The sequence below is a fragment of the Ancylomarina subtilis genome, from assembly GCF_004217115.1.
Classification (GTDB): Bacteria; Bacteroidota; Bacteroidia; order Bacteroidales; family Marinifilaceae; genus Ancylomarina; species Ancylomarina subtilis.
In genome coordinates this window covers 2,435,101-2,456,126 of record NZ_SHKN01000001.1, presented here as the reverse complement: position 1 = coordinate 2,456,126, position 21,026 = coordinate 2,435,101, and the positions used below count along the sequence as shown (strand labels likewise).

General features: G+C 37.5%; 19 protein-coding genes. 12 read left to right on the top strand and 7 right to left on the bottom strand.

Annotated features, from left to right (window positions below; all coding sequences use genetic code 11):
- Window positions 1–14: 14 nt before the first annotated feature.
- Window positions 15–2,006, bottom strand: a complete 1,992-nt coding sequence (locus tag EV201_RS10075; protein ID WP_130307443.1) for a T9SS type B sorting domain-containing protein — start codon at window positions 2,004–2,006, stop codon at window positions 15–17.
- Between the two features lie 372 nt (window positions 2,007–2,378).
- Here EV201_RS10075 and EV201_RS10070 point away from each other — a divergent pair, with 372 nt between their 5' ends.
- The 5 genes from EV201_RS10070 to EV201_RS10050 all read left to right on the top strand — a co-directional run bounded on the left by EV201_RS10070 (window position 2,379) and on the right by EV201_RS10050 (window position 7,690).
- Window positions 2,379–2,831, top strand: coding sequence for a deoxycytidylate deaminase (locus EV201_RS10070; protein WP_130307442.1), 453 nt, complete (start codon window positions 2,379–2,381; stop codon window positions 2,829–2,831).
- Window positions 2,832–2,842: 11 nt separating this feature from the next.
- Window positions 2,843–4,438, top strand: a complete 1,596-nt coding sequence (locus EV201_RS10065) for a S41 family peptidase (protein WP_130307441.1) — start codon at window positions 2,843–2,845, stop codon at window positions 4,436–4,438.
- 230 nt (window positions 4,439–4,668) lie between these two features.
- A complete protein-coding gene (locus EV201_RS10060) occupies window positions 4,669–5,475 on the top strand; it encodes a Spy/CpxP family protein refolding chaperone (protein ID WP_130307440.1) in 807 nt (268 codons plus the stop codon).
- 136 nt (window positions 5,476–5,611) lie between these two features.
- Window positions 5,612–7,345, top strand: coding sequence for a bifunctional metallophosphatase/5'-nucleotidase (locus EV201_RS10055; protein WP_130307439.1), 1,734 nt, complete (start codon window positions 5,612–5,614; stop codon window positions 7,343–7,345).
- A gap of 48 nt (window positions 7,346–7,393) precedes the next feature.
- Entirely contained in the window at window positions 7,394–7,690 is a 297-nt protein-coding gene (locus EV201_RS10050) for a hypothetical protein (RefSeq protein ID WP_130307438.1), read from the top strand.
- A gap of 60 nt (window positions 7,691–7,750) precedes the next feature.
- On the opposite strand, the gene lpcA is transcribed toward EV201_RS10050, so the two are convergent.
- The gene (gene lpcA / locus EV201_RS10045) at window positions 7,751–8,323 is read right to left on the bottom strand and encodes a D-sedoheptulose 7-phosphate isomerase (RefSeq protein WP_130307437.1); all 573 of its coding nucleotides are present in this window, start codon (window positions 8,321–8,323) and stop codon (window positions 7,751–7,753) included.
- 168 nt (window positions 8,324–8,491) lie between these two features.
- Between lpcA and EV201_RS10040 the strand changes: the two genes are divergently transcribed.
- The 7 genes from EV201_RS10040 to EV201_RS10010 all read left to right on the top strand — a co-directional run bounded on the left by EV201_RS10040 (window position 8,492) and on the right by EV201_RS10010 (window position 16,412).
- A complete protein-coding gene (locus tag EV201_RS10040) occupies window positions 8,492–9,292 on the top strand; it encodes an ion transporter (protein ID WP_130307436.1) in 801 nt (266 codons plus the stop codon).
- A 189-nt stretch (window positions 9,293–9,481) separates the two neighbouring features.
- Window positions 9,482–9,796, top strand: coding sequence for a hypothetical protein (locus EV201_RS10035; protein ID WP_130307435.1), 315 nt, complete (start codon window positions 9,482–9,484; stop codon window positions 9,794–9,796).
- A gap of 99 nt (window positions 9,797–9,895) precedes the next feature.
- Window positions 9,896–11,887 (top strand): DNA mismatch repair endonuclease MutL, encoded by a 1,992-nt coding sequence (gene mutL, locus EV201_RS10030; protein WP_130307434.1) that lies wholly within the window; start codon window positions 9,896–9,898, stop codon window positions 11,885–11,887.
- A gap of 148 nt (window positions 11,888–12,035) precedes the next feature.
- Window positions 12,036–12,854, top strand: a complete 819-nt coding sequence (locus EV201_RS10025; protein ID WP_130307433.1) for a rhomboid family intramembrane serine protease — start codon at window positions 12,036–12,038, stop codon at window positions 12,852–12,854.
- Window positions 12,855–12,953: 99 nt separating this feature from the next.
- On the top strand, window positions 12,954–13,880 hold the full coding sequence (locus EV201_RS10020; protein WP_130307432.1) for a rhomboid family protein: 927 nt from the start codon (window positions 12,954–12,956) through the stop codon (window positions 13,878–13,880).
- A 54-nt stretch (window positions 13,881–13,934) separates the two neighbouring features.
- Window positions 13,935–15,017 carry an endonuclease/exonuclease/phosphatase family protein gene (locus EV201_RS10015; protein WP_130307431.1) on the top strand — a complete coding sequence of 361 codons (1,083 nt, stop codon included), beginning with the start codon at window positions 13,935–13,937 and terminating at the stop codon, window positions 15,015–15,017.
- Window positions 15,018–15,653: 636 nt separating this feature from the next.
- Window positions 15,654–16,412, top strand: coding sequence for a hypothetical protein (locus EV201_RS10010; protein ID WP_130307430.1), 759 nt, complete (start codon window positions 15,654–15,656; stop codon window positions 16,410–16,412).
- Between the two features lie 75 nt (window positions 16,413–16,487).
- Here the strand turns inward: EV201_RS10010 and EV201_RS10005 are convergent, their stop codons facing one another.
- The 5 genes from EV201_RS10005 to mnmH all read right to left on the bottom strand — a co-directional run bounded on the left by EV201_RS10005 (window position 16,488) and on the right by mnmH (window position 21,007).
- Window positions 16,488–17,486 carry a beta-ketoacyl-ACP synthase III gene (locus tag EV201_RS10005; RefSeq protein WP_130307429.1) on the bottom strand — a complete coding sequence of 333 codons (999 nt, stop codon included), beginning with the start codon at window positions 17,484–17,486 and terminating at the stop codon, window positions 16,488–16,490.
- A 192-nt stretch (window positions 17,487–17,678) separates the two neighbouring features.
- Window positions 17,679–17,864: a 50S ribosomal protein L32 gene (gene rpmF / locus EV201_RS10000; protein WP_129254103.1), complete on the bottom strand. Its 186-nt coding sequence runs from the start codon at window positions 17,862–17,864 to the stop codon at window positions 17,679–17,681.
- Between the two features lie 16 nt (window positions 17,865–17,880).
- Window positions 17,881–18,402, bottom strand: coding sequence for a YceD family protein (locus tag EV201_RS09995; RefSeq protein WP_130307428.1), 522 nt, complete (start codon window positions 18,400–18,402; stop codon window positions 17,881–17,883).
- A 264-nt stretch (window positions 18,403–18,666) separates the two neighbouring features.
- On the bottom strand, window positions 18,667–19,812 hold the full coding sequence (locus EV201_RS09990) for a sensor histidine kinase (protein ID WP_130307427.1): 1,146 nt from the start codon (window positions 19,810–19,812) through the stop codon (window positions 18,667–18,669).
- A gap of 169 nt (window positions 19,813–19,981) precedes the next feature.
- Window positions 19,982–21,007 (bottom strand): tRNA 2-selenouridine(34) synthase MnmH, encoded by a 1,026-nt coding sequence (mnmH, locus tag EV201_RS09985; RefSeq protein WP_130307426.1) that lies wholly within the window; start codon window positions 21,005–21,007, stop codon window positions 19,982–19,984.
- Window positions 21,008–21,026 lie beyond the last annotated feature (19 nt).

Sequence of the window (21,026 nt, the reverse complement as noted above, 5' to 3'; positions counted from 1 at the left end):
GGTTTCATTGAGTGTTAATTTCCAAGAATGGACAGTATCCCTTTTATGGGAGCGACTTTATCTCTATTGAATTTGATGAGATAAAAATAGGATCCGTTGGGGAGTTTTGAACCATTGAAGGTCCCTTTCCAATCGTTTTTGTAGTTGTGGGCATGAAAGACTTTCTGTCCATATATATTGAATACATTAACTTCTGGAGCATCCCATTTGGGTTTGTAGCTGATTGTCCATGTATCATTTCTCCCATCGCCATTGGGTGTTAGAATGCCATTTACGGCGTACTCTTTCGAGTTGTTGAATCCGATTGTAAAATCCTGTCCAATTACTGTTGATGGGCAGGAATTTGCATCGACAACTGCTAGCCTGTATTCCCCTGCTTTCATTTCGTTAAGCGTAAGAAGATGTTCATCACTTTCAATCGTTTTGAAATTTTCAAAGATATAAGTGTAAGGCGCTAAACCGCCATGAACAAGAACATCAACTTTGCCATCAGAACCGTTGACTTCATCAGTTGTTGTGATATGAACATGAGGGGTCGAATGTACTTTTAGTTTTGGCTCAGCTGCAATCACTTCATCAACACAATTGTCGATTAAGATTTTGTATCTGGAATCAATATCTACCAACACGTCTTCAAAAATGATTGGACCTCCTGCACTTGTCATACTTGCCACACTGATATTCTTATCATACAGATGATAGGTGACCTGATTTTCAGTAAGAGGTAGTTCAATATCAATCATTTCGCCAAGACAAACCTCTCCGGGGGTTGCAAAGTTCTCAATGGGGAAGTCGTTGGTTTTAATCAAATTGGGATGAACCTGGTCATTTAATTTCAGTTTGTCAGGACAAATCATTTCTCTTGCATAAACAGAGTAGCTCGTGTTTTCTTGAGGGTAGATTTCCGGAAAATTAGCTTTCCCACCATTTCCTATGATCTGAGAATCGAAGAACTGAGTGCCATCATGAAGTTGGTAAATAACTTCTTCCTGACTATCCTCAACACTGATGATTAAGGATTCTCCCTGGCAAACTTCCGTTTTATTACTTAATAATTTATTGTTTGTATTAGCTGGATGATGGACATCTACTTTAAAGGTAAAATCCACTTTAATAGGGTCGATACAAAAATGGCCTTTCGCATCAACGCTGTAAGTCGTCGTTTCTGAGGGTTTAACCGGAGCAAAATCGATATAACCACCGTTTCCTACGATCTGTTCTCCCATTAATGTTTCGTTACCAATCAGTTGGTAACTGGCTTCAGGATCTGATGGTGAAAGAGAGAGTTGTACCTCTTCTCCTTCACAAATTTCCCTTTTGTTTGAATAGATGTGAAGTTGTGTTTCAGGAGGAAGTCGAACATCCAGAAAAAAATCTTTGTCTAATGCCACCTGGGTGATACAGCCTTCTCGTGTTGCACCAACGTGATAAGTGGCACTTCTGAAAGGTTCAAAATCTTCTATTACAAGCGTAGAGCCATTTCCCTGGAATGCATTTTCACTGGTGTTGGCTCCGCCAGCAATCTGATATAGAACATCAGCTTCGCTATTGTCAATACGAATGCTGGTATTCTCACCAACGCAAAGTGAGTTGTGAGTGGGCGTTATGTCTAAATTTGGATTAGGTAGAGAGACAACTTGAATATTGATATTTGCATTTAAATCAACCGATTCAGAGCTGGCAATATGGGTTGCAATGACGGTGTAAGTTTTTGTTTCAGATGGCGAAATGGGGTTGAAGTTAGCTTTGGAACCATTTCCGGTGAGTGTATTCGAAACGAAATCGCCTGTTGTTGTATCTTTTAATCGATATTCGACACCGGTTTCTGTTGTGTTTAGTAAAATTAGACAGGTTTCACCAAGACACAATTTCGAATCAGTTGTAGATACAATTATTGATGTTTGTGGTTGTGTTTGAGAAGCAAACGTCTCGGAACCCAATAGAACAAGAGACAGTAGAAAAATATAGAGTTTTGAGGCATAGGATATCTGTGTATTTAGGGGCATGTATTTAGCAGTTTTTATGATTCCTATATAAGGGTTGTTGATTCGCAATCCCTTTATGACCAGTGTTTATGAGAATGAAGTGGTGTATTTTCTCATTCTAAATGGCTTGGTTCTTTTAGGGATCTTTGATTGGCTAATATAATTAAAATCATCAGAAATAGATTTGCCAGTGATTCTTTTTTGAAGGTGGGTATTTTTTCATTTTACTTATGATTTTAAAATGATTAATAGTTTCTAATTTTATTTAATGGAACCTATTTATAAGTGATTGATCATGCATACAAAATAAATAAGGAAACTTGATGCTTAATAAATTCAGTAAGCTTAAATTTTTTCTATTTTTGTTTAATACCTACTAAATAAAACCAGAACATGCAGGAAATTTTAAGTACAGAACTTGTAGAAAAGCAAGAAAAGCTTGATTGTAGATATTTGAGAATGGCTATTGTTTGGGCTGAAAATTCCTATTGCAAACGCCGGCAAGTGGGCGCTTTGATAGTGAAGGACAAGATGATAATTTCTGACGGTTATAATGGAACACCTTCAGGTTTTGAGAATATCTGCGAAGACGAAATGAATATAACAAAACCCTATGTTCTACATGCTGAAGCCAATGCCATCACCAAGGTTGCAAAATCAAGCAATAGTAGTGATGGGGCTACCTTATATGTAACGGCAACACCTTGTATCGAGTGCGCAAAGTTGATTATTCAGGCTGGTATCAATCGGGTTGTTTATTCTGAAGCTTATCATTGTAACGATGGTAAAGATTTGTTGATACGAGCAGGTATTGAGGTTAAATTTATAGATAGTAAGAACTTATAAAACCATAAAGGATGAATAATAAAATGAAGATGTTTCTCCCTATTTTATTAGCGTTGGCTATTATTTTAGGGATGTTTATTAATTCTTTTCTTCAACCCCATTCAACATCAGGTGTTTTTAAATCGCCAGTATCTACGGCTAGCCATAAATTGGATGCTGTTCTGGATATGATTGTTGAGGACTATGTAGATACAGTTTCTGCACAGCGATTGGTAGAACAAGCTATTCCAGCCATTCTTAAAGATTTGGATCCGCATACGGTGTATATTCCTGCTGAAGATTTACAGCGTTTCAACGAAGATTTAAAAGGAAATTTTGGAGGCATTGGGGTTCAATTTATTCGTTATCGTGACACCGTTGCAGTTGTTAGAGTTGTTGAAGGCGGCCCTTCAGAGTATGGTGGAATCTTAGCTGGAGACAGAATTGTGAAGGTCGACAGTGTTTCAATTGTAGGGCCGGATATTGATAATGATATCATAATGGACAAGCTAAAAGGTCCTAAAGGGACAGGGGTAAAAGTTAGTATTGCTCGTCATGGTGTGAAAGATTTAATCGAACTGGATATTATTCGAGGTTCTATTCCTGTTGCCAGCGTAGATGTGGCCTATATGATTAATGATGAATTGGGCTATATTAAAGTGAGTCGTTTTGGAGCAACAACCTTTCATGAATTTTCAAAAGGATTAGAGAAACTGAAAGGTGAAGGACTTAAGAAATTAGTTGTTGATCTTAGAGGGAATACAGGGGGATATTTGTCTGCCGCAACCAATATGATTAATGAATTTTTGCCGGAAGGTAAAATGATTGTGTATACCGAGGGGAAATCTCAAGCCAAAACGGACTATGTTTCAACAGGTAGAGGCCATTGTCAGGATTTACCGATTGTTATACTTATCGATGAATTTTCAGCCTCAGCCAGTGAGATTTTTGCCGGCGCAATACAGGATAACGACCGAGGTAAAATTATTGGACGTCGATCTTTTGGAAAAGGTTTGGTCCAGGAGCAGCGTATGTTGCCGGATGGCTCTGCCATGAGATTGACTGTAGCCCGATATTACACACCAACAGGTCGTTGTATTCAAAAGCCTTATACAAATGGCAAAGAGGCATACAATAATGATATCACAAAACGATTTGTGCATGGAGAGTTCGAAAAGAGAGATTCCATTCATTTTGCAGATTCATTAAAGTTTAAAACCCCGGCTGGAAATATTGTGTATGGTGGGGGAGGTATTATGCCGGATATCTTTATTCCCGTTGACACCACAGGGTACTCCAACTATTTTCGTGAATTAAACCGGAAGGGACTGATTTATCGATTTGCATTCCATTATGTGGATGTGCATCGATCAGAAATGAAAGACTTTACGAAGCTTGAAGAGATTTTAGCCTATTTAAAGAATAAACCTTTGATAAAAGAACTGACTAAATATTGTCAGGAGGCAGGGGTTAAACCAGACCCAAAAGGTTTGAATAGTTCTTTAGAGATTATTGAGACTCAGACCAAAGCTTATATCGCTCGTGATTTAATTGATGATGCAGGTTTTTATCCTATCATCAGGAAGTTAGATAACACGATTGATTATGTGATCAATATGAAAGATTAACAAGTTTTAGTGATCTAATGTTTTAAAAGATCTGCCCATCGGGTAGATCTTTTTTTTTGATTTGAAATTAAACCTTCTTAAAGGCTTAAAGTCTAAATTCCGAAAGTGAGATATCTGGGGAGTGGATCCATTTTAATTAAATCCCTATCAATCACAAAGAATTTATTCCATGTTTCATGATAGTTGGCTCTCTTGTTTTGAGAAGAACAACTTTATAAAATTATAGTGATATGAAAACTAAAATAACAACTTGTATCGTTGTGGCTTTAATGCTTTTTAGCGGCATGAGTCAGGCACAAAAAAGAAATAGAGCGGACAGAATGCAGAAAGCGTGTATTCAACTGACCGATCAGCAAAAGCAGGAACTTAGATCTGCCCGCATTGAATTTGCAAAAGCAACCCTTGATGTAAAGAATGAACTGAATGAACTCAGAGCATACCAAAGAACATTGATGTCTGCGGAGAATTTGGATGAAAGGAAAATTTTTGTAAATATTGATAAAATGACGGCTTTGGAAAAGCAGTTAATGGAAGAGCAGATCAATAGACGATTAGCAACCAAGGGGCTTTGGTGTGATGAACAATGTAATTTTAACAACCGGAGGGGAGATCACCCAATGATGAGAAATCAGAACATGAAGCCAGGAAGAGATCGGATGCATAGAGGAAAAAGAGCTGATCAAATATTTCGAAAAGGTAAGGGGTGTACCAATGGTTTAGGTTTGTCTGAAAAGCAAGAAGAGCAAATGCAGGAGCTGAGGATGGCACATCAAAATGCAACTCAAAACCTAAGGGAAGAAATGCAGGAACTTCGTTTGAAGCAAAAACATTTGTTGAATGATGAGAAGCCTAATAAGAATGATATTTTAGGTAATTTAGATCGAATTTCATCCATTCAAAATCAATTGGCTAAAGAACGGGTTAAAAATCAGAAGGAGATTAGGAATATTTTAGATAAGGACCAATTGGTTTTGTTTTTGTCAAGACCGCATAGGATGCAAAAAAACGGCAAAGCGAGAATGTCTAAATGTTTTTAAATAAGAGCTTGAATTATAGCAGTTGACTAAAGGTTTCGGTATTCCGAAACCTTTTTCTATTTTTGAAGATTCATTTTAAAATTCTGACATTTTGATTTAAATCAAATGTTAACTTTTTGATCACAAATTCTTAGATATGAAGTCTACTTCTTTTTATATACTGCTTATTCTTGTGTTCTTTTCTGCTTGTCAAGCAGATCGGAAAGAGAATCTGACCCTTAAAATATTAGCAACAACAGATGTGCACGGCGCTTTGTTTCCCTACGATTTGGTAAACGATAAGGAGGCTAAAAGTTCGCTTGCTCAGGCTTATTCTTATATTGCTCAGGAACGCAACAAGTCAGATCAACATGTTTTGTTATTGGATAATGGTGATATTCTTCAGGGAGATCCTATGGTCTACTATTCGAATTTTGAAAAGACTAAACAGACACATATATGTGCTGAAGTGATGAATTTTATGGGCTATGATGCCGGGGCTGTAGGAAATCATGATATCGAACCTGGGCATGAAGTGTACGATCGTTTGGTAAAGGAGTTTGCTTTTCCCTGGATGGCTGCCAATGCCGTAAAAACATCGGATGGGAAACCCTATTTTCAACCCTATACAATAATTGATAAAGAGGGGGTGAAAATTGCTGTTATCGGTTTTATAACACCAGCCATACCTAAATGGCTGCCAGAGAAAATTTGGTCAGGGATGCAGTTTGAGGATTTAGAGATCTCTGCTAAAAAATGGATGGCAATTATCAAAGAAAAGGAACAACCAGATATGGTTATTGGCTTGTTTCATTCGGGAATGGGGGAAATAGGAGAATTAAAATCAGATATTAGAGAGAATGCGGTTTGGCAAGTTGCTAAAACGATTCCTGGATTTGATGTAATTGTTTGTGGTCATGATCATCATGAAGCAATAAAGTGGGTCGAGAATGTTGATGACCAGAAGGTTTTGATCGTTAATCCAAAATCAAAGGCACAATTTTTAGCCGATGTAACTGTCGATTTTCAGTTGAATACAGATAAGAAAACATATAGTAAAAAGTTTGATTCTCAACTGCTCGATGTTAAAACATTACCTGTATCAAAAGCTTTTGAATCACATTTTCAGTCAGCCTTTGAAGAGGTTAATGATTACGTTTCACGCCCGGTGGGACGCTTTACAAGAAGCATTAAAACCAGTGATGCCATGTTTGGGGATTCTCCATTTGTTGATCTGATTCATACGATTCAACTTGATTTGACGGGGGCCGATGTATCATTTACTGCGCCTTTATCTTTTAATGCACAAATTGATTCGGGGATGTTAGAAATGCGAGATTTATTTAAGTTGTATCGGTTCGAGAATCTGCTTTATACCATGAATTTGACGGGACAGGAAATCAAGGATTATTTGGAATTCAGTTACGATAAGTGGTTTCGTCAGATGAATAAAAAAGGCGATCCGATGTTGTTTATTGAATCAACGAAAAATCGGAATCGATTAAGCACCATGTTTTTTAATTACGATTCGGCTGAAGGGGTTGATTACACCCTTAACTTGCAGGCTGATAAAGGGAATCGAATCACGATTAATAAGATGACGAACGGAGAGGCCTTCGATTTGAAAAAAACGTATAAGGTAGCTTTGAATTCATATCGAGGAAATGGCGGCGGAGGTCATTTAACTGAAGGAGCTGGTCTTTCGAAAGACGAATTATCAAAGCGATTAATTAATTCGACAACAAAAGATTTACGTTTCTATTTAATGAAATGGATTGAAGAAAAAAAAGTGGTGGACGTGAGCTGCAATAATAATTGGAAAGTGATTCCTGAAAATTGGTGGCAGCAGGCCAAAGACAGAGAGTTTGAATTGTTATATGGGAATAATTAGCCCATATGGCAGGTGATAAGTGTAGTAATTTAAGAATAAAAAGAAATAATGCCTCAAGACGAAGAAATCGAATTAGCGAGTCAGCAATTCGAAAATTTATTGAATGAAGAACAAAAAGAAGCTTTTAATTATTTGTTAAATCACACGGTATTCTGTCCAAGCTGTAGCAATATTTGTCCCGATGGTGTTGTGAATGTCATCCCGGTTCTGACTGATGCTGATGAGGTCTTAATGAAAGGGAAATGTGCTAAATGTGGCAGTGGGGTTACAAGGTTGATGCTACTTGAAGAAGATGCCGGCTTTGCAGATCGAGTAAAAGCGATCAGAAATAAGCCAATACATTAAATGAAAAATCCAAACTTACAAAGTTTGGATTTTTTTTAATGCTTTAAAGTTTCTCTGAATCTAAAACTGAGATTCGATATATTGAATCAAGCAATGAATCACTTTGATGTGAATTTCCTGAACCCGATCGGAATAACCTGTCCAGGGTACTCTGATTTCAACATCACAAAGCTCTGCCATTTCACCTCCTGTTTTTCCAGTCAGGCCAACTACAGTCATCCCTTTTTCTTTAGCCGATTTAATGGCGTTGATAATATTTTTTGAATTTCCGGATGTACTGATTCCTAAAAACACATCCCCTTTTTGTCCCATGCCTTCAACATAGCGAGAGAAGATGTAATCGAAACCATAATCGTTGCCCACACAGGTGATATGGCTTGGATCAGAAATAGCAACAGCAGGCATCGAAACACGATCGTTTCTAAAACGCCCGGTAAGTTCTTCTGCAAAATGCATGGCATCGCACATGGATCCTCCGTTACCACATGAAATAATTTTCCCACCATTTTTAATCGCATCAGACATGATTGTCCCCGCTTTTTCTATGGCTTTAAAATTCTCTTCTTTGTTGATAAATGCCTCCAGTACCTGGTGAGCATCGTTAAAACTACTTTTTATATCTTCAAGAATCATAAGGTTCAATTTTTCTCAAAACTACAATAACAAATGCCAACTTACAATAAGAAAAGTAAAATCATATTTTGTAAACGGCATTTTGGATAATGACTTAGCGTAGATCACAGGAATTAATTAACTTCGAATCAGTTTCACAATTCTACTTGAACAAAGGCGTTACACTATATGGGAATTAAATCAAAACTCTACGAAATTATATTTGAATCTGATACAAAAGTGGGTAAATTATTTGATGTGCTTTTGCTGATTGTTATTGTTCTGAGTATACTTCTGGTTATGCTTGAGAGTGTTCCCTCTATTGAGAAACAACATCGATTTTTATTGAACTTGATGGAGTGGAGTATTACGCTGATTTTCAGTTTGGAATATTGTTTAAGGATATGGATTGTATCAAAACCGAAGAGGTACATTTTTAGTTTCTACGGGATTATTGATTTTTTATCGATTCTGCCCAGTTATTTGGGTTTATTCTTTGTCGGAACTCATGGCTTTATAGTCATCAGAGCTCTGAGATTATTACGGATCTTCCGGATACTGAAATTGAACCGTTATATGAACGAAGGCGCCATTATTATCAAAGCGTTGAAACGAAGTCGGATAAAAATTTCTGTTTTTCTTTTCGCAGTATTGACAATGGTTATAATCATTGGAACCTTAATGTATTTGATTGAAGGGGCTGAGAATGGTTTTACCAGTATACCACGAGGGATTTATTGGGCTATTGTAACGCTCACCACAGTTGGTTATGGCGATATTTCTCCGGTGACTGCTTTGGGCCAGTTTATAGCCTCTTTTGTAATGATAATCGGTTATGCTATTATCGCAGTGCCTACCGGAATTGTTACTGCAGAATTATCCAGGCCTTCAAAGGGTAAACCTTCAGGACAGGTTTGTGAAAACTGCTTGTCTGAAGGACATGATATAGATGATCAATATTGCCGATACTGCGGAGCAAAGTTGCAATAGACTACAAAATAGTAATTGTAAAGGCTTGATTCAAACGACAAAGAAATTATGAATTGACTTGTAAGAACTTTGTTAATATATCATAAATACCTTCATGTCTGAATTGTATTTCTAGAGCAAAATTCAGTATTTATCTCTATATTTGCCTAACAATCGAAGAAAATATAAAAAGCATTAACACAAGGAATTATGGCGTTACCAGGTTTTTTTAAAAAGCCAGAGCATAAGAGGTTCAATATTCAACCTCGCTATTGGGATCCAGCAAAAGAGGAGCGTGAAGAGCGAGAGAACCGGATTAAGGCTGAGTTGGGGATACAAGATGATAATGGTCAGTACATTCCAAATATAAAGGGACAGTTGAAACGATCATTACGCCACAGAAACGCCGATGTCAGACGATCGAATAAAAAATCCAATATTCGTCTCTTTATAATTCTGATTGTTCTTCTGTTTGTAGCCTATGTTTATTTCTTTGGTTGGGATAGTTTGCCAATAAAATTTTAGGGAACTATCTTGAAACGAAACTTTATTTTTAAAGCTTCGTTTTGTTTTTCCTTTATTATTGTAAGGAACTAGGAATACTTATCTCACATTTAATTCTATATGTCCGATATAATACAAATACTTCCAGATTCTGTTGCCAATCAAATTGCTGCAGGTGAAGTGGTCCAGCGACCAGCTTCTGTGGTAAAAGAATTGGTTGAGAATGCAATTGATGCAGGAAGTACTTCGATAAAAATTAACTTGAAGGATGCGGGAAAAACCCTAATCCAGATTATTGATAATGGTTGCGGGATGTCTGCCACTGATGCCCGATTGGCTTTCGAACGCCATGCCACATCAAAAATTAAGGCAGCCAATGACCTTTTTGCCATTCGTACCATGGGATTCCGTGGCGAGGCTTTAGCATCTATTGCAGCCATTGCCAATGTTGAGCTTAAAACCAAACGTGTCGAAGACGAATTGGGCACCCATCTCGTTATTGATGGATCTGAATTGGTTTCTCAGGATTCAATTGCTTGTCCATCGGGGAGTAATTTTATTGTGAAGAATCTCTTTTTTAATGTACCCGCTCGTCGAAAATTCCTTAAGGCAAATTCGACAGAACTTCGGAACATTATCACCGAATTTCATCGAATCACTTTAGCCAATCCGGATATTGAATTTAAGTTGATTCACAACGATACCGAAGTTTATAATTTGGTTCCAAGCAACACCCGTCAGCGTATTGTTAATGTGTTTGGTCGCAGTATCAATACCCGATTGATTGGAATTGATACCAATACGAGTATTGTGAAACTTTCCGGTTTTATTGGAAAACCCAAAAATGCCAAGAAGAAGACGGATGAGCAGTTCTTTTTTGTGAACAACCGTTATATGCGTCATCCTTATTTTCATAAGGCTGTTTTGCTGGCTTACGATAAAATTTTACCACCCGATACGGTACCGCCTTATTTCATTTTTTTTGAGGTTGACCCCAAGATTATTGATATTAATATTCATCCAACAAAAACTGAAATTAAGTTTGAGGATGAACAGGCAATCTTTCAGATTATTCAGGCTTCAATCCGTGAGGCATTGGGGAAATTCAACATTGTGCCTTCCATCGACTTTGATGAAGATAGAAGTCTTGAAATACCGGTAGCTAATCAGGATTCAACTGAGGTGGAGATGCCAATGATTAAGGTGAATCATGAATTCAACCCTTTTGAGGCCGATACATCATTTAATCCATTTGAGGCAGAAAAAAGCTTTAATCCTTTTGAGCAAGAACGGAATTCTATCGAGAATAATCAGTTTTACCAGGAGTTTAAATCGAAACCAAGTTCTTCAACTGGGGCAAGTCAGAAGAAAGAAGTGCCCAAAGATTGGGATAAACTTTATCAGGATAGAGAACCTGACTTGATTCCCGATTATCCCATTGGGGGACAAACTGAGGTGAAGCGACCACCTGTGCCTGATTATTTTAAGCAACAGGAATCTCCTCAGAACCAAATGCAGCAAAAGATTTTTCAGCGGGAAGACAGTGTTAAGGCACAAGGTTTCTTCCAGTTGAAGAACAAATATATTTTAACACCTGTTCGTTCTGGTTTAATGATTATCGATCAGCGAAAGGCACATGAACGTATTCTTTTTGAGAAGTTCAGAAGTTCAGTTGAAAATAATCAGGGAGTGGCACAGCAAACCCTTTTCCCTCAAACGGTGGAATTAAATGCTTCTGATTACACGCTTTTGCAGGTGATTATAGAGGATGTTAGAGCCTTGGGCTTTGATATCAGAGAGTTTGGTAAGAAGACTTTTGTGATTAATGGAACACCTGCCGATATTCAGAATGGCGATCCGAAAGAACTGCTAGAGAACCTTTTGGAAAACTACAAGGTGAACCAATTGGATGTAAAGGTGAAGGTGAGAGAGAATCTGGCTAAAGCTTTGGCCAAGGCTTCAGCTGTCAATTATGGCAAATCGCTGACGTCTGCGGAGATGAGTGCCATTATCGATCAGCTTTTTGCTTGCGAAACACCCAATTACACACCTGATGGTAAAACCATCGTTTCGGTTTTGGAAACTCAGGAACTTGACAAACGTTTCAGATAAATACTGACAACTTGGCTTCAATTCGGTTTGTTTATTTCTTGGTACGGCTCTTGTAAGACTAAAGATCTGTTTCAGAAATAAGTTTTAGCTTAAGGGCTAATTTGCTTAAATACAGGAATTGAAGCTTCATTAAAAAAACATATTGGATATGAGTAATTTTAGATCAACAATGTTAAATCTACCACCAGTGGTTAAAAACCTGCTGATAATAAATGCGCTCATGCTTTTGGGGACATGGGTTTTAGGACAAACAGGGGTTGATTTATCTAAAATATTAGGCCTTCACTTCTTCAAATCGGAGTATTTTATGCCCTTTCAGTTTGTCACGCATATGTTTATGCATGCCAATATTACTCACTTGTTTTTTAATATGTTTGCCCTTTTCATGTTTGGAAGGGTATTGGAGTCTGTTTGGGGACCTAAACGGTTTTTAATTTATTACATGCTTACCGGACTTGGAGCAGCAGCCTTGCACACCTTTGTGTTGTGGTTGGATTATTCATCACTGATGAAGGCTTTCACAGCTTTTTCAAACACACCAACGCCCGAGTTATTCTCATCCATTATTAAAGATGCATTGGGAAAACCAGCCGCCTGGGTATACGAGTTTGCTGATAAATGGGCTGATAACCCGGATAGTCTGGCTTATGCCAATCAAGGTATTGAGATTGCTCATCGTGCGATAACCGAGAGTATCAATGTGACTACAGTTGGAGCTTCGGGAGCCGTATTTGGTATTCTTCTGGCTTTTGGTATGCTTTTCCCCAATACAGAGTTGATGCTATTGTTCCCACCTATTCCAATCAAAGCAAAATATTTCGTGATTGGTTATGGAGTTATTGAACTTTACATGGGATTCCAACAGAGTGCTGGCGACAATGTGGCTCACTTTGCACACTTGGGCGGTATGCTCTTTGGTTTTATCCTGATAAAATACTGGAACAAGCATTCCAATCGATTTTATTAGTTGTCAGCTATACTAATAAATGATAACTAACGTTCAATTTAAAAAGTCTGTAAATTGCTTTATTTGATTTTTATAGACTCATTCGATATCTGAAAAATCATGAATTTTAATAATCCATATCAATCCTATTCTCATCAAAGTATTTGGGAAGGTATTAAGCATTCTTTTAAAGAGGGTAGTAACCTGAGTAAGTTGATTTATATCAATCTGGCAGTGTTTTTACTGGTAAAGATAGCTGCTGTTCTTGCTTTTCTTTTTGGTCTGGCCCCAACTGAGGGGAATTTTGTATTGAATTGGTTGACCCTACCTGCGGATACTTCGGAATTATTGTATCGCCCCTGGTCGGTGTTCTCTTATATGTTTTTGCACGAAGGTTTTTTTCATATCCTGTTCAATATGCTTTGGCTGTATTGGTTTGGAAGAATATTCCTGAGTTTCTTAGATCAGAAAAAACTGTTAAGTATTTATTTAATTGGAGGTTTAACCGGTGCGGCAGTTTTTGTTTTTGCATACAATCTTTTTCCGGTTTTCGAAAATGCATTGCCTTTTGCAGTGGCTTTAGGGGCCTCAGCATCGGTCATGGCCATTGTGTTTGCAACGGTTAGTTATTCCCCAAATTATGTTGTAAATTTAGTTTTCATTGGTCCGGTTAAGATCAAGTATATCGCTCTTTTCTTTGTGCTTACCGATATTATTCAATTACCCAATGGTAATGCTGGTGGGCATTTGGCTCATTTAGGTGGTGCTTTTTATGGTTGGTTGTTTATCACCCAACTGCGTAAGGGAAAGGATATATCTTCGGGTTTTAATCAGATGATGGATACCGTTTTTTCTTGGTTTAAATCGAGAAAGAAGATGAAGGTGACACATAAGCGTCCCCGTACGTCAGATGATAGAGCCTATAATAAAGCCAAGAAAGAAAATCAAGAGAATTTGAATAAGATTCTTGAAAAAATTTCCAAGTCGGGATACGATAGTTTATCTAAGGAGGAAAAAGAAATTCTGTTTAAGTCGAGTAAGGACTGATTTTAGTATATAGAGTTAAACGTATTTATACCGAATACACACAAAAGTTAAGATTTGAAGAATCTACTGCATAAAGGCCTGGTCGTGTTTAGCCTGATTTTTTCAGGGGCTTTACTGATTTCCTATTCTGCTGCTTTCATCAATCCCCAAACACTTGGATTTCCGGCCTTTTTTGGTCTGGCTTTTCCCTATCTTTTGTTCGTCAATCTTCTGTTTGTTCTGTACTGGATGTTTCGTCGAAAGTGGAGTTTCTTGCTACCCCTTATTGTGATTCTTATTGGTTACAATAGTATTGGTGATTTCTTTCAATTGAGTCGTGGAGATAAGAGCATATCAGCCGATTTACAGCCCTTAAATGTTTTATCTTATAATGTACGCTCGTTTGATCGCTACAAGTGGACAAAAGATCCCAATACACCCAATAACATCATTAAATTGATTAATTCGCAGGAGCCTGATGTGGTTTGTTTGCAGGAATACCGCAGTACCCCAACTGGATTTTTATCTCTTCAGAGTTTAATGAAGGAGTTGGGGATGCCATATGTGCATTACAGTAATAGAAAGAATGGGGTTGCCATTTTTTCAAAATATAAAATGATTAAAAAGGCAAGCCTTTCATTTGGGAACGAAAACTTGTGTAAGGCTATTTTTGCCGATATACGTGTAGAAGGCAAAGCGATTCGAATTTATAACCTGCATCTGGAATCGAATCGATTTATAGGTAAGAATTATAAGTTTATGAAGAAAGGCGAATATCAGGGCAATGAAGAAGAGCTGGATGATATTAAAGATATTTCATTGCGTCTGAGTCAGGCTTTTTCTCGTAGAGCTGCACAGGCACTCCAGATTAAGGAGCATGTTAAACAATCGCCTCACGAAACTCTGGTTTGTGGCGATTTTAATGATACACCCAATTCGTATACCTATCATCAATTGTCAAAGGATATGAAAGATGCTTTTGTGGAACAAGGGGTAGGAATCAGCACAACCTATTCGGGTGATTTCCCGTCATTCCGCATCGATTATCTTCTCTATTCTCAAGGCATCACTTGTACTAAATATGATCGTATTCGCAAGCGTTACTCCGATCATTATCCTATTTGTGCGAGCTTCGTTTTTACTCCCAAAGAGAACTAAGGCTGTCACTTCCTGTTATCTTATTTTTGTATCGATGAGGGTTTCTGTTTCGCAGTGTTTACCTTATTCAGAAACGAGTTTAGAAATTTCTTTGCTCTAGTAGCTTGGGCTTTGTTTTAGCATAAGTTGATGGTATTGAGTTGTGTTTATGTGGCTTGTTTTGAAAAAAATAAAATAAAAGTTGACATATTAAATGATATTTTGCTAAATTAGAGAGTGATTTTAGTTAAACATGTTAGTTGCTTAAGAAGAAACGAGAGTTTTATTTCGCTTTCGTTTCTTTATTTTTATTTTAAACTTTCGGAAGTTGGCTAAAACAGGAGAGTAGTTGAAAGGGGGAAAGCTGAAGTTGTTTAAGGGAATCCTGAAAACCATCAGGGTAAAGTAAGAAAGCATTAAGGGAATGCAGAAAACGATTAGGGGAATATGGAAAACCATCGGGGGAATGCTGTAAACCTCCGGGGGAATGTTGAAGTAGACAAAGGGAATGTAAATAAGGTTTAAAATTATTGATATATAGCACCTTTATAAGGAAAAGGACGATAAAGTAACATGTTGGTAGGGGAGATTGGAGACTAGGATTTCGATTGGAATTATTTTCATCATCATAGTATAAATCAAACTAATCATTAAAAGATGAGTACTTTTTATAAATTTAGACAGGAAGAACTTCCGGTAGTGGGAGAGATTCTATTGCAAATGTTTACAAGAGATCGTAGTGCCTTCGAAGATTTTTCAGCTGAGTACAACGATGAATTCCTAAGCGAAGTAGGCAATCAGATTAAAAAAGTGAACGAACTGACTCAAGCGCCTAGCTTAAGTGCCGAAATTAAGAAAACCACAGCAGATCTGTACGAGTGTGTTGATGGTATAATTCCCAAACTCGATTTGATTGCTGCATATGCGCAACGCGCTAATAAGGCTTTAAATATAAAAGCTTCTGACATTGGCGTAAAACAAGCTAAAAAAGAAATCAAAAGAAGAAATATTGAAGGCTATTGCTCGAAAGTTAAAGTTGTTGAGCAGAATATAGCCAATAATCTGCAGGCTTTAAAAGCCAAAGGTTATAAGGAAAAGCTGGGGACTGAACTAGCTGATATGACCAGACAAGCCTATGATTTAAATCTTCATCAGGAGGAGAAAATCAGAGAGAAAAAAGAGTTGGTTTTGAATAATCATATTGAGTTTGATAAGCTTTGGAACTTATTATCTGATATCTCGAAAACGGGTAAGTTAATCATGAAAGCTGATAAGCAGAAGAGCGAAGATTATATGTTTACCCATATTATTAAACTTGTTCGCAAGCCTAAGGCTCCTATTGTTATTAAAAAGAAGCCTGAGCCTGTGATCGAAGATGTGAAAGAGGAAGCCCTTGCAGAAGAAGCTGTTTCCTAATCCGATAGAGACTTGATTGTATAAAAAAAGGACTTCCTGTTTGGAAGTCCTTTTTGTATATGGTATAGATTGGGTTTATTTAGGATCGTATCCCCATTTAATGAAGATTGAACCCCATGTAAAACCGGCACCAAATCCTGATAGGATAATGTTGTCGCCTTTTTTCAGTTGGTTTTCCCATTCCCATAAACACAATGGAATTGTTGCTGAAGTTGTGTTGCCATATTTTTCAATATTGATCATCACTTTCTCCTTAGCTAAGCCCATACGCTTGGCAGTGGCTTCGATAATACGATTGTTTGCCTGATGAGGAACCAACCATGCCAAATCGTTGGCAGTCATGTTGTGTTTTTCCATCATTTCAACAGAAACATCCGCCATGTTTGATACCGCGTGTTTGAATACGTGGTTACCTTCCTGGTAGATGAAATGCTCGCGATTATCTACTGTTTCGTGACTAGCTGGTTTGCATGAACCACCGGCTTTTTGGTGCAAGTGTTTGCGACCAAAACCTTGAGTATGCAACATCTCGTCAATAATACCAACGTTCTCAGTTGTTGGTTCAAGAAGAACCGCAGCTGCACCGTCACCAAAAATCGGACAAGTCTGACGATCGGTATAATCAACTATTGAAGACATCTTTTCAGATCCAACAATGATCACTTTCTTATACATACCGGATTGGATGTATTTAGAACCTGTAGCTAAAGCAAAAAGAAAACCAGAACAACCTGCATTCAAGTCGAAACTGAAAGCATTGTTTATGTCTAATTTGTCGCTAATAATGTTTGCTGTAGCAGGGAATTGCATATCTGGTGTTACGGTAGCGCAAATCACCAAATCAACCTCTTCAGGAGAAGTATTGGTTTTCTTAAGCAATTCTGCAACTGCTTTAGCCCCCAATTCAGAAGAACCCAGGCCTTCACCCTTAAGAATTCTTCTTTCTTTAATACCAATTCGGGTCATGATCCACTCATCGGTTGTATCAACCATGGTGCTCAGTTCTTGATTGGTAAGAATATAGTCAGGAAGATAAGCCCCAACTCCCGTAATTACTGCGTTTATTTTTGTCATTACTATGCTTACTTATTATTCTTTTGATCAAATTAGCCTACAATAATAATCAAAATGACTATCAAATGCAAAGCTCACAATCATAGGGGATAAAAGAATTAAACACAAAAATACTAATAAGCAAAATTGCCCCAAAGAATAGTCTAAGGAGCAAATTTACTATTGCGTTAAACCTTATCCGAAAGAATTAGGTTATGCTGTAACTTCTTTTTCAATCGCTAATTTGCCTCTATAGTATCCGCACTCAGGGCAAACAGTGTGGTATTTAGCAGTAGCTCCACAATTTGAGCAAGATGCTAAAGTAGCAGGAGTCGCTTTAATATGAGTTCTTCTCTTATTTCTTCTCTGCTTCGATGTTCTGTGTTTTGGATGTGCCATTTTTCAACCTATTAAACTATTTATTATCAATCAATTTTTTTAATTCACTCCATCTCGGATCCGTTTCCTCTTTTTCCGAGTGTTCGTTTAGTTTTTCAATCATTTCTTCGTTGCAAGTGCTGAAACCATCTTCGTCATCCGGATGGATGAAGTTGATAGGGAAACTCAACAAGATTAACTCGTAAATGTATTGAGCAATTTTAATTTCGTTTTCTGATTCAGGAACAACAACAACGTCATCATCCAGCTCTTCATGAGTGTCACCAAATTTAATGTAAAGAGTGGAAGCACCCTCAACCTGATATGGGAAACAATCTAAACAACGATCACAATTCACTTGAATCTCTCCTGCAATCTCAAGGTCAAGCGTCATAACAAGGGTTTTCTTTAAAAGCGTTGCTTTTACAGAAACATCACCCTGAAAATCATTCTCAAACTGAAAATGCTCAAAGAATTTGCTGTCAGCAGTGAATTCAAATTCATGACTGCCGTCTTTTAATCCTTTGTAAGGAATCGTGTATTTTGCTAAATAATCCAAAATGCTCAAATAAAACTTTGCAAAAGTATATAATTTCTAATATCTATCCTCAAACTCACTCATCTTTTTTCTCAAAAAAATCGGTTTTTTGACTAAAGATATTAAGCCGAAAGGGCTTAGTGTTCAGTTTAATGGATTTATTTTAGTCATTTGAACGATATTAAAAGCCATAAAAAGAGGCTACTTCTCGCTCAAATGGGGTGCAAAAATAGGCAGAAAATACTGATACAAAAACTTTTTGAGAAGTTTTAATAGTCAAAAGCTCTAATTTGTAGGCAATAGTATCCGAATGCAGCTGCCTTTGCCCAGTTCAGAACGATATACGTATATTTTTCCACCATGATATTCTTCAATAATGCGTTTGGCAAGTGAAAGCCCTAAGCCCCAGCCACGTTTTTTTGTTGTATAACCGGGTTTGAAGATGGTTTGAAACTGTTTTTTGGGGATACCTTTCCCCGTATCACATATATCTAAGCACAAATGGGGAGGCAATTGTTTAAGATTAAAACTCAAACGCCCTTCACCACTCATGGCATCAATCGCATTTTTAGTGGTGTTTTCAATGACCCACGAAAACAGTTCCTTATTTAGGTTTGGTTTGCTTTTAATATTCTCATCAATATTCACTGAGAATTCAATTTTGTTGGATGATCTCTTTTTAAGATAGGCAATGCTATCCTCTAATATTTGTTTGAGATCATGAGAAAGAAGAATCGGTTTGGAACCTATTTTTGAAAATCGTTCGGCAATGACTTCAAGTCGTTCCACATCTTTGCCCATCTCCTGAGTCAAACTTTTGTCAATATCAGAATCCTTTAGTAGCTCCATCCATGCCAGCAATGAACTAATTGGTGTTCCCAGTTGATGAGCCGTTTCCTTTGACATACCAACCCAAACCTGATCTTGTTCAGCTTTCTTTGTGATGGTAAAAACGAGATACGCTAAAAGGACCAGAAAAGTGATTAAGCCAAGCTGAATAAAGGGGTAGAGAGCAAGTTGTTTTAAAAGAAGGGAATCATCGTAATACAGGGTTTGTTTAAAATGTTCGTTCTTAATTTCGAAAAACAGCCCCCCATTTTTCATTTTTTTCAATGCCTCCTTTAAATCTTTTTCTGATTTTTTATCGGCAAGCTTAAGATTGCGATGTTCAATGATTTCACCTTTTTCATTGGTTAAGATGATAGGGGTGGTTTCGTTTTGCTGTAAAATTTCAGTGAGTAGAGTAATGTCCTGATTCAGGTCAGAATTGAGGCTGTTGAGAGCATCTGCCCATAATTTAACTTTTTTCTCTTCTTCTTTAGCAAGCTTCTTTACCAAACGGCTGGTGTAGAAAATAGAGCCCAAAACAATGAAGCCTGCAAAAAGCAGAAACCCGATATTCCATTGTCGTTTTTTGAGAAAAATTTTCATTTGCTAACAAGGTATTCGTATTGATATCCAGATATAAATGTTATTTAAATATGAGAATTATTTTCCAATTCGGATATTCTTTTTTGCTCGGAGCGAAAAAGAAAGACACAATACAAAACCGAAATTAGTCTTAATTATTGTGTCTGCCGTATAGTGTCATGTTTGATTCTTATATCGTTTTTAAGTAGTTGATTAGGAATTTCGCGTTTGCTTCGGGTTCATCCTTTTCAATTTCTATTCGATACACCTTTTGAGTCTGGCGAGTATCAAGACCGTGACCATAGGCTTTATCGTAGTAATCAAGTGTGATGTCAGCGACTGTTGCAAAATCTTCCTGGTCTAAACTCTCAAAGGCGCGTTTAACTCTTAATCCGCCCAATCGTTTTTCTATTTTCTTAACCATTTGTTTTAATAAATCGATATCAAAACAGGCGTATTCTTTAACAAGACGTTTTATACGTTCCGATTTAGGGACGATAATGGCTAAGAGGGGCGCTTTTCTCATTTGGTTGAAAAGGGCATCGTTGATCCAAACGGAACCAACAGAATGACTTTCATCTTCAGTCCAAATAGGTTTAGTATGATCAAATTCGGACCAAATTTTAGCCAAATCATTTTCAAATTGTTCAGTCGTTGGCTGATCAGCTTGTCCTAAAGCACCAAAGGCTGATCCTTTATGATTTGCGACACCTTCGAGATCGAGAACCTGTTCACCCAAATCACTTAGTTTATGCAAAACTTCCGTTTTTCCGCTGCCTGTATAGCCACCAATTACAACCAAATTAGTCGATTGAGAAAAAGATTCTCTGATGTAATGACGATAGGCTTTGTAGCCACCCACCAATAAACCCGGCTTTAGACCTGCTGTTTCGAAAAGCCAGGCCATACTGCCACTTCGCATGCCACCACGCCAGCAATGGATTAGGATTTCGCCATTCACGGCAATTTTTTTTGCTCTACGAACAAACACAGACAGTTTGGGTCCAACCAATTCTAAGCCAAGAAGTACAGCTGCATCTTTGCTTGAGCGTTTGTACTTTGTTCCAACCTGAGCGCGCTCATCGTTGGTGAAAATTGGGATGTTTATGGCACCGGGAATGTGTCCTTGTTCAAACTCAGCAGGTGTTCTGACATCTATCATTGGAATGCTTTTTCCTTTTTCAAGAAAATCTTGTGCTGATAATTTAGTGATCATGTTTTTATATAAAAATTGT

Bases quoted from the DNA above. Each gene is read 5' to 3' on its own strand.
- rpmF (WP_129254103.1), bottom strand. From the start codon at position 17,864: ATGGCACATCCAAAACACAGAACATCGAAGCAGAGAAGAAATAAGAGA.
- EV201_RS10020 (WP_130307432.1), top strand. From the start codon at position 12,954: ATGAATTTTAATAATCCATATCAATCCTATTCTCATCAAAGTATTTGG.
- EV201_RS10035 (WP_130307435.1), top strand. From the start codon at position 9,482: ATGGCGTTACCAGGTTTTTTTAAAAAGCCAGAGCATAAGAGGTTCAAT.
- EV201_RS10025 (WP_130307433.1), top strand. From the start codon at position 12,036: ATGAGTAATTTTAGATCAACAATGTTAAATCTACCACCAGTGGTTAAA.
- EV201_RS10075 (WP_130307443.1), bottom strand. From the start codon at position 2,006: ATGCCCCTAAATACACAGATATCCTATGCCTCAAAACTCTATATTTTT.
- EV201_RS09990 (WP_130307427.1), bottom strand. From the start codon at position 19,812: ATGAAAATTTTTCTCAAAAAACGACAATGGAATATCGGGTTTCTGCTT.
- lpcA (WP_130307437.1), bottom strand. From the start codon at position 8,323: ATGATTCTTGAAGATATAAAAAGTAGTTTTAACGATGCTCACCAGGTA.
- EV201_RS10060 (WP_130307440.1), top strand. From the start codon at position 4,669: ATGAAAACTAAAATAACAACTTGTATCGTTGTGGCTTTAATGCTTTTT.
- EV201_RS10055 (WP_130307439.1), top strand. From the start codon at position 5,612: ATGAAGTCTACTTCTTTTTATATACTGCTTATTCTTGTGTTCTTTTCT.
- EV201_RS10050 (WP_130307438.1), top strand. From the start codon at position 7,394: ATGCCTCAAGACGAAGAAATCGAATTAGCGAGTCAGCAATTCGAAAAT.
- EV201_RS10005 (WP_130307429.1), bottom strand. From the start codon at position 17,486: ATGACAAAAATAAACGCAGTAATTACGGGAGTTGGGGCTTATCTTCCT.
- EV201_RS10070 (WP_130307442.1), top strand. From the start codon at position 2,379: ATGCAGGAAATTTTAAGTACAGAACTTGTAGAAAAGCAAGAAAAGCTT.
- mutL (WP_130307434.1), top strand. From the start codon at position 9,896: ATGTCCGATATAATACAAATACTTCCAGATTCTGTTGCCAATCAAATT.
- EV201_RS10040 (WP_130307436.1), top strand. From the start codon at position 8,492: ATGGGAATTAAATCAAAACTCTACGAAATTATATTTGAATCTGATACA.
- EV201_RS10065 (WP_130307441.1), top strand. From the start codon at position 2,843: ATGAATAATAAAATGAAGATGTTTCTCCCTATTTTATTAGCGTTGGCT.
- EV201_RS10010 (WP_130307430.1), top strand. From the start codon at position 15,654: ATGAGTACTTTTTATAAATTTAGACAGGAAGAACTTCCGGTAGTGGGA.
- mnmH (WP_130307426.1), bottom strand. From the start codon at position 21,007: ATGATCACTAAATTATCAGCACAAGATTTTCTTGAAAAAGGAAAAAGC.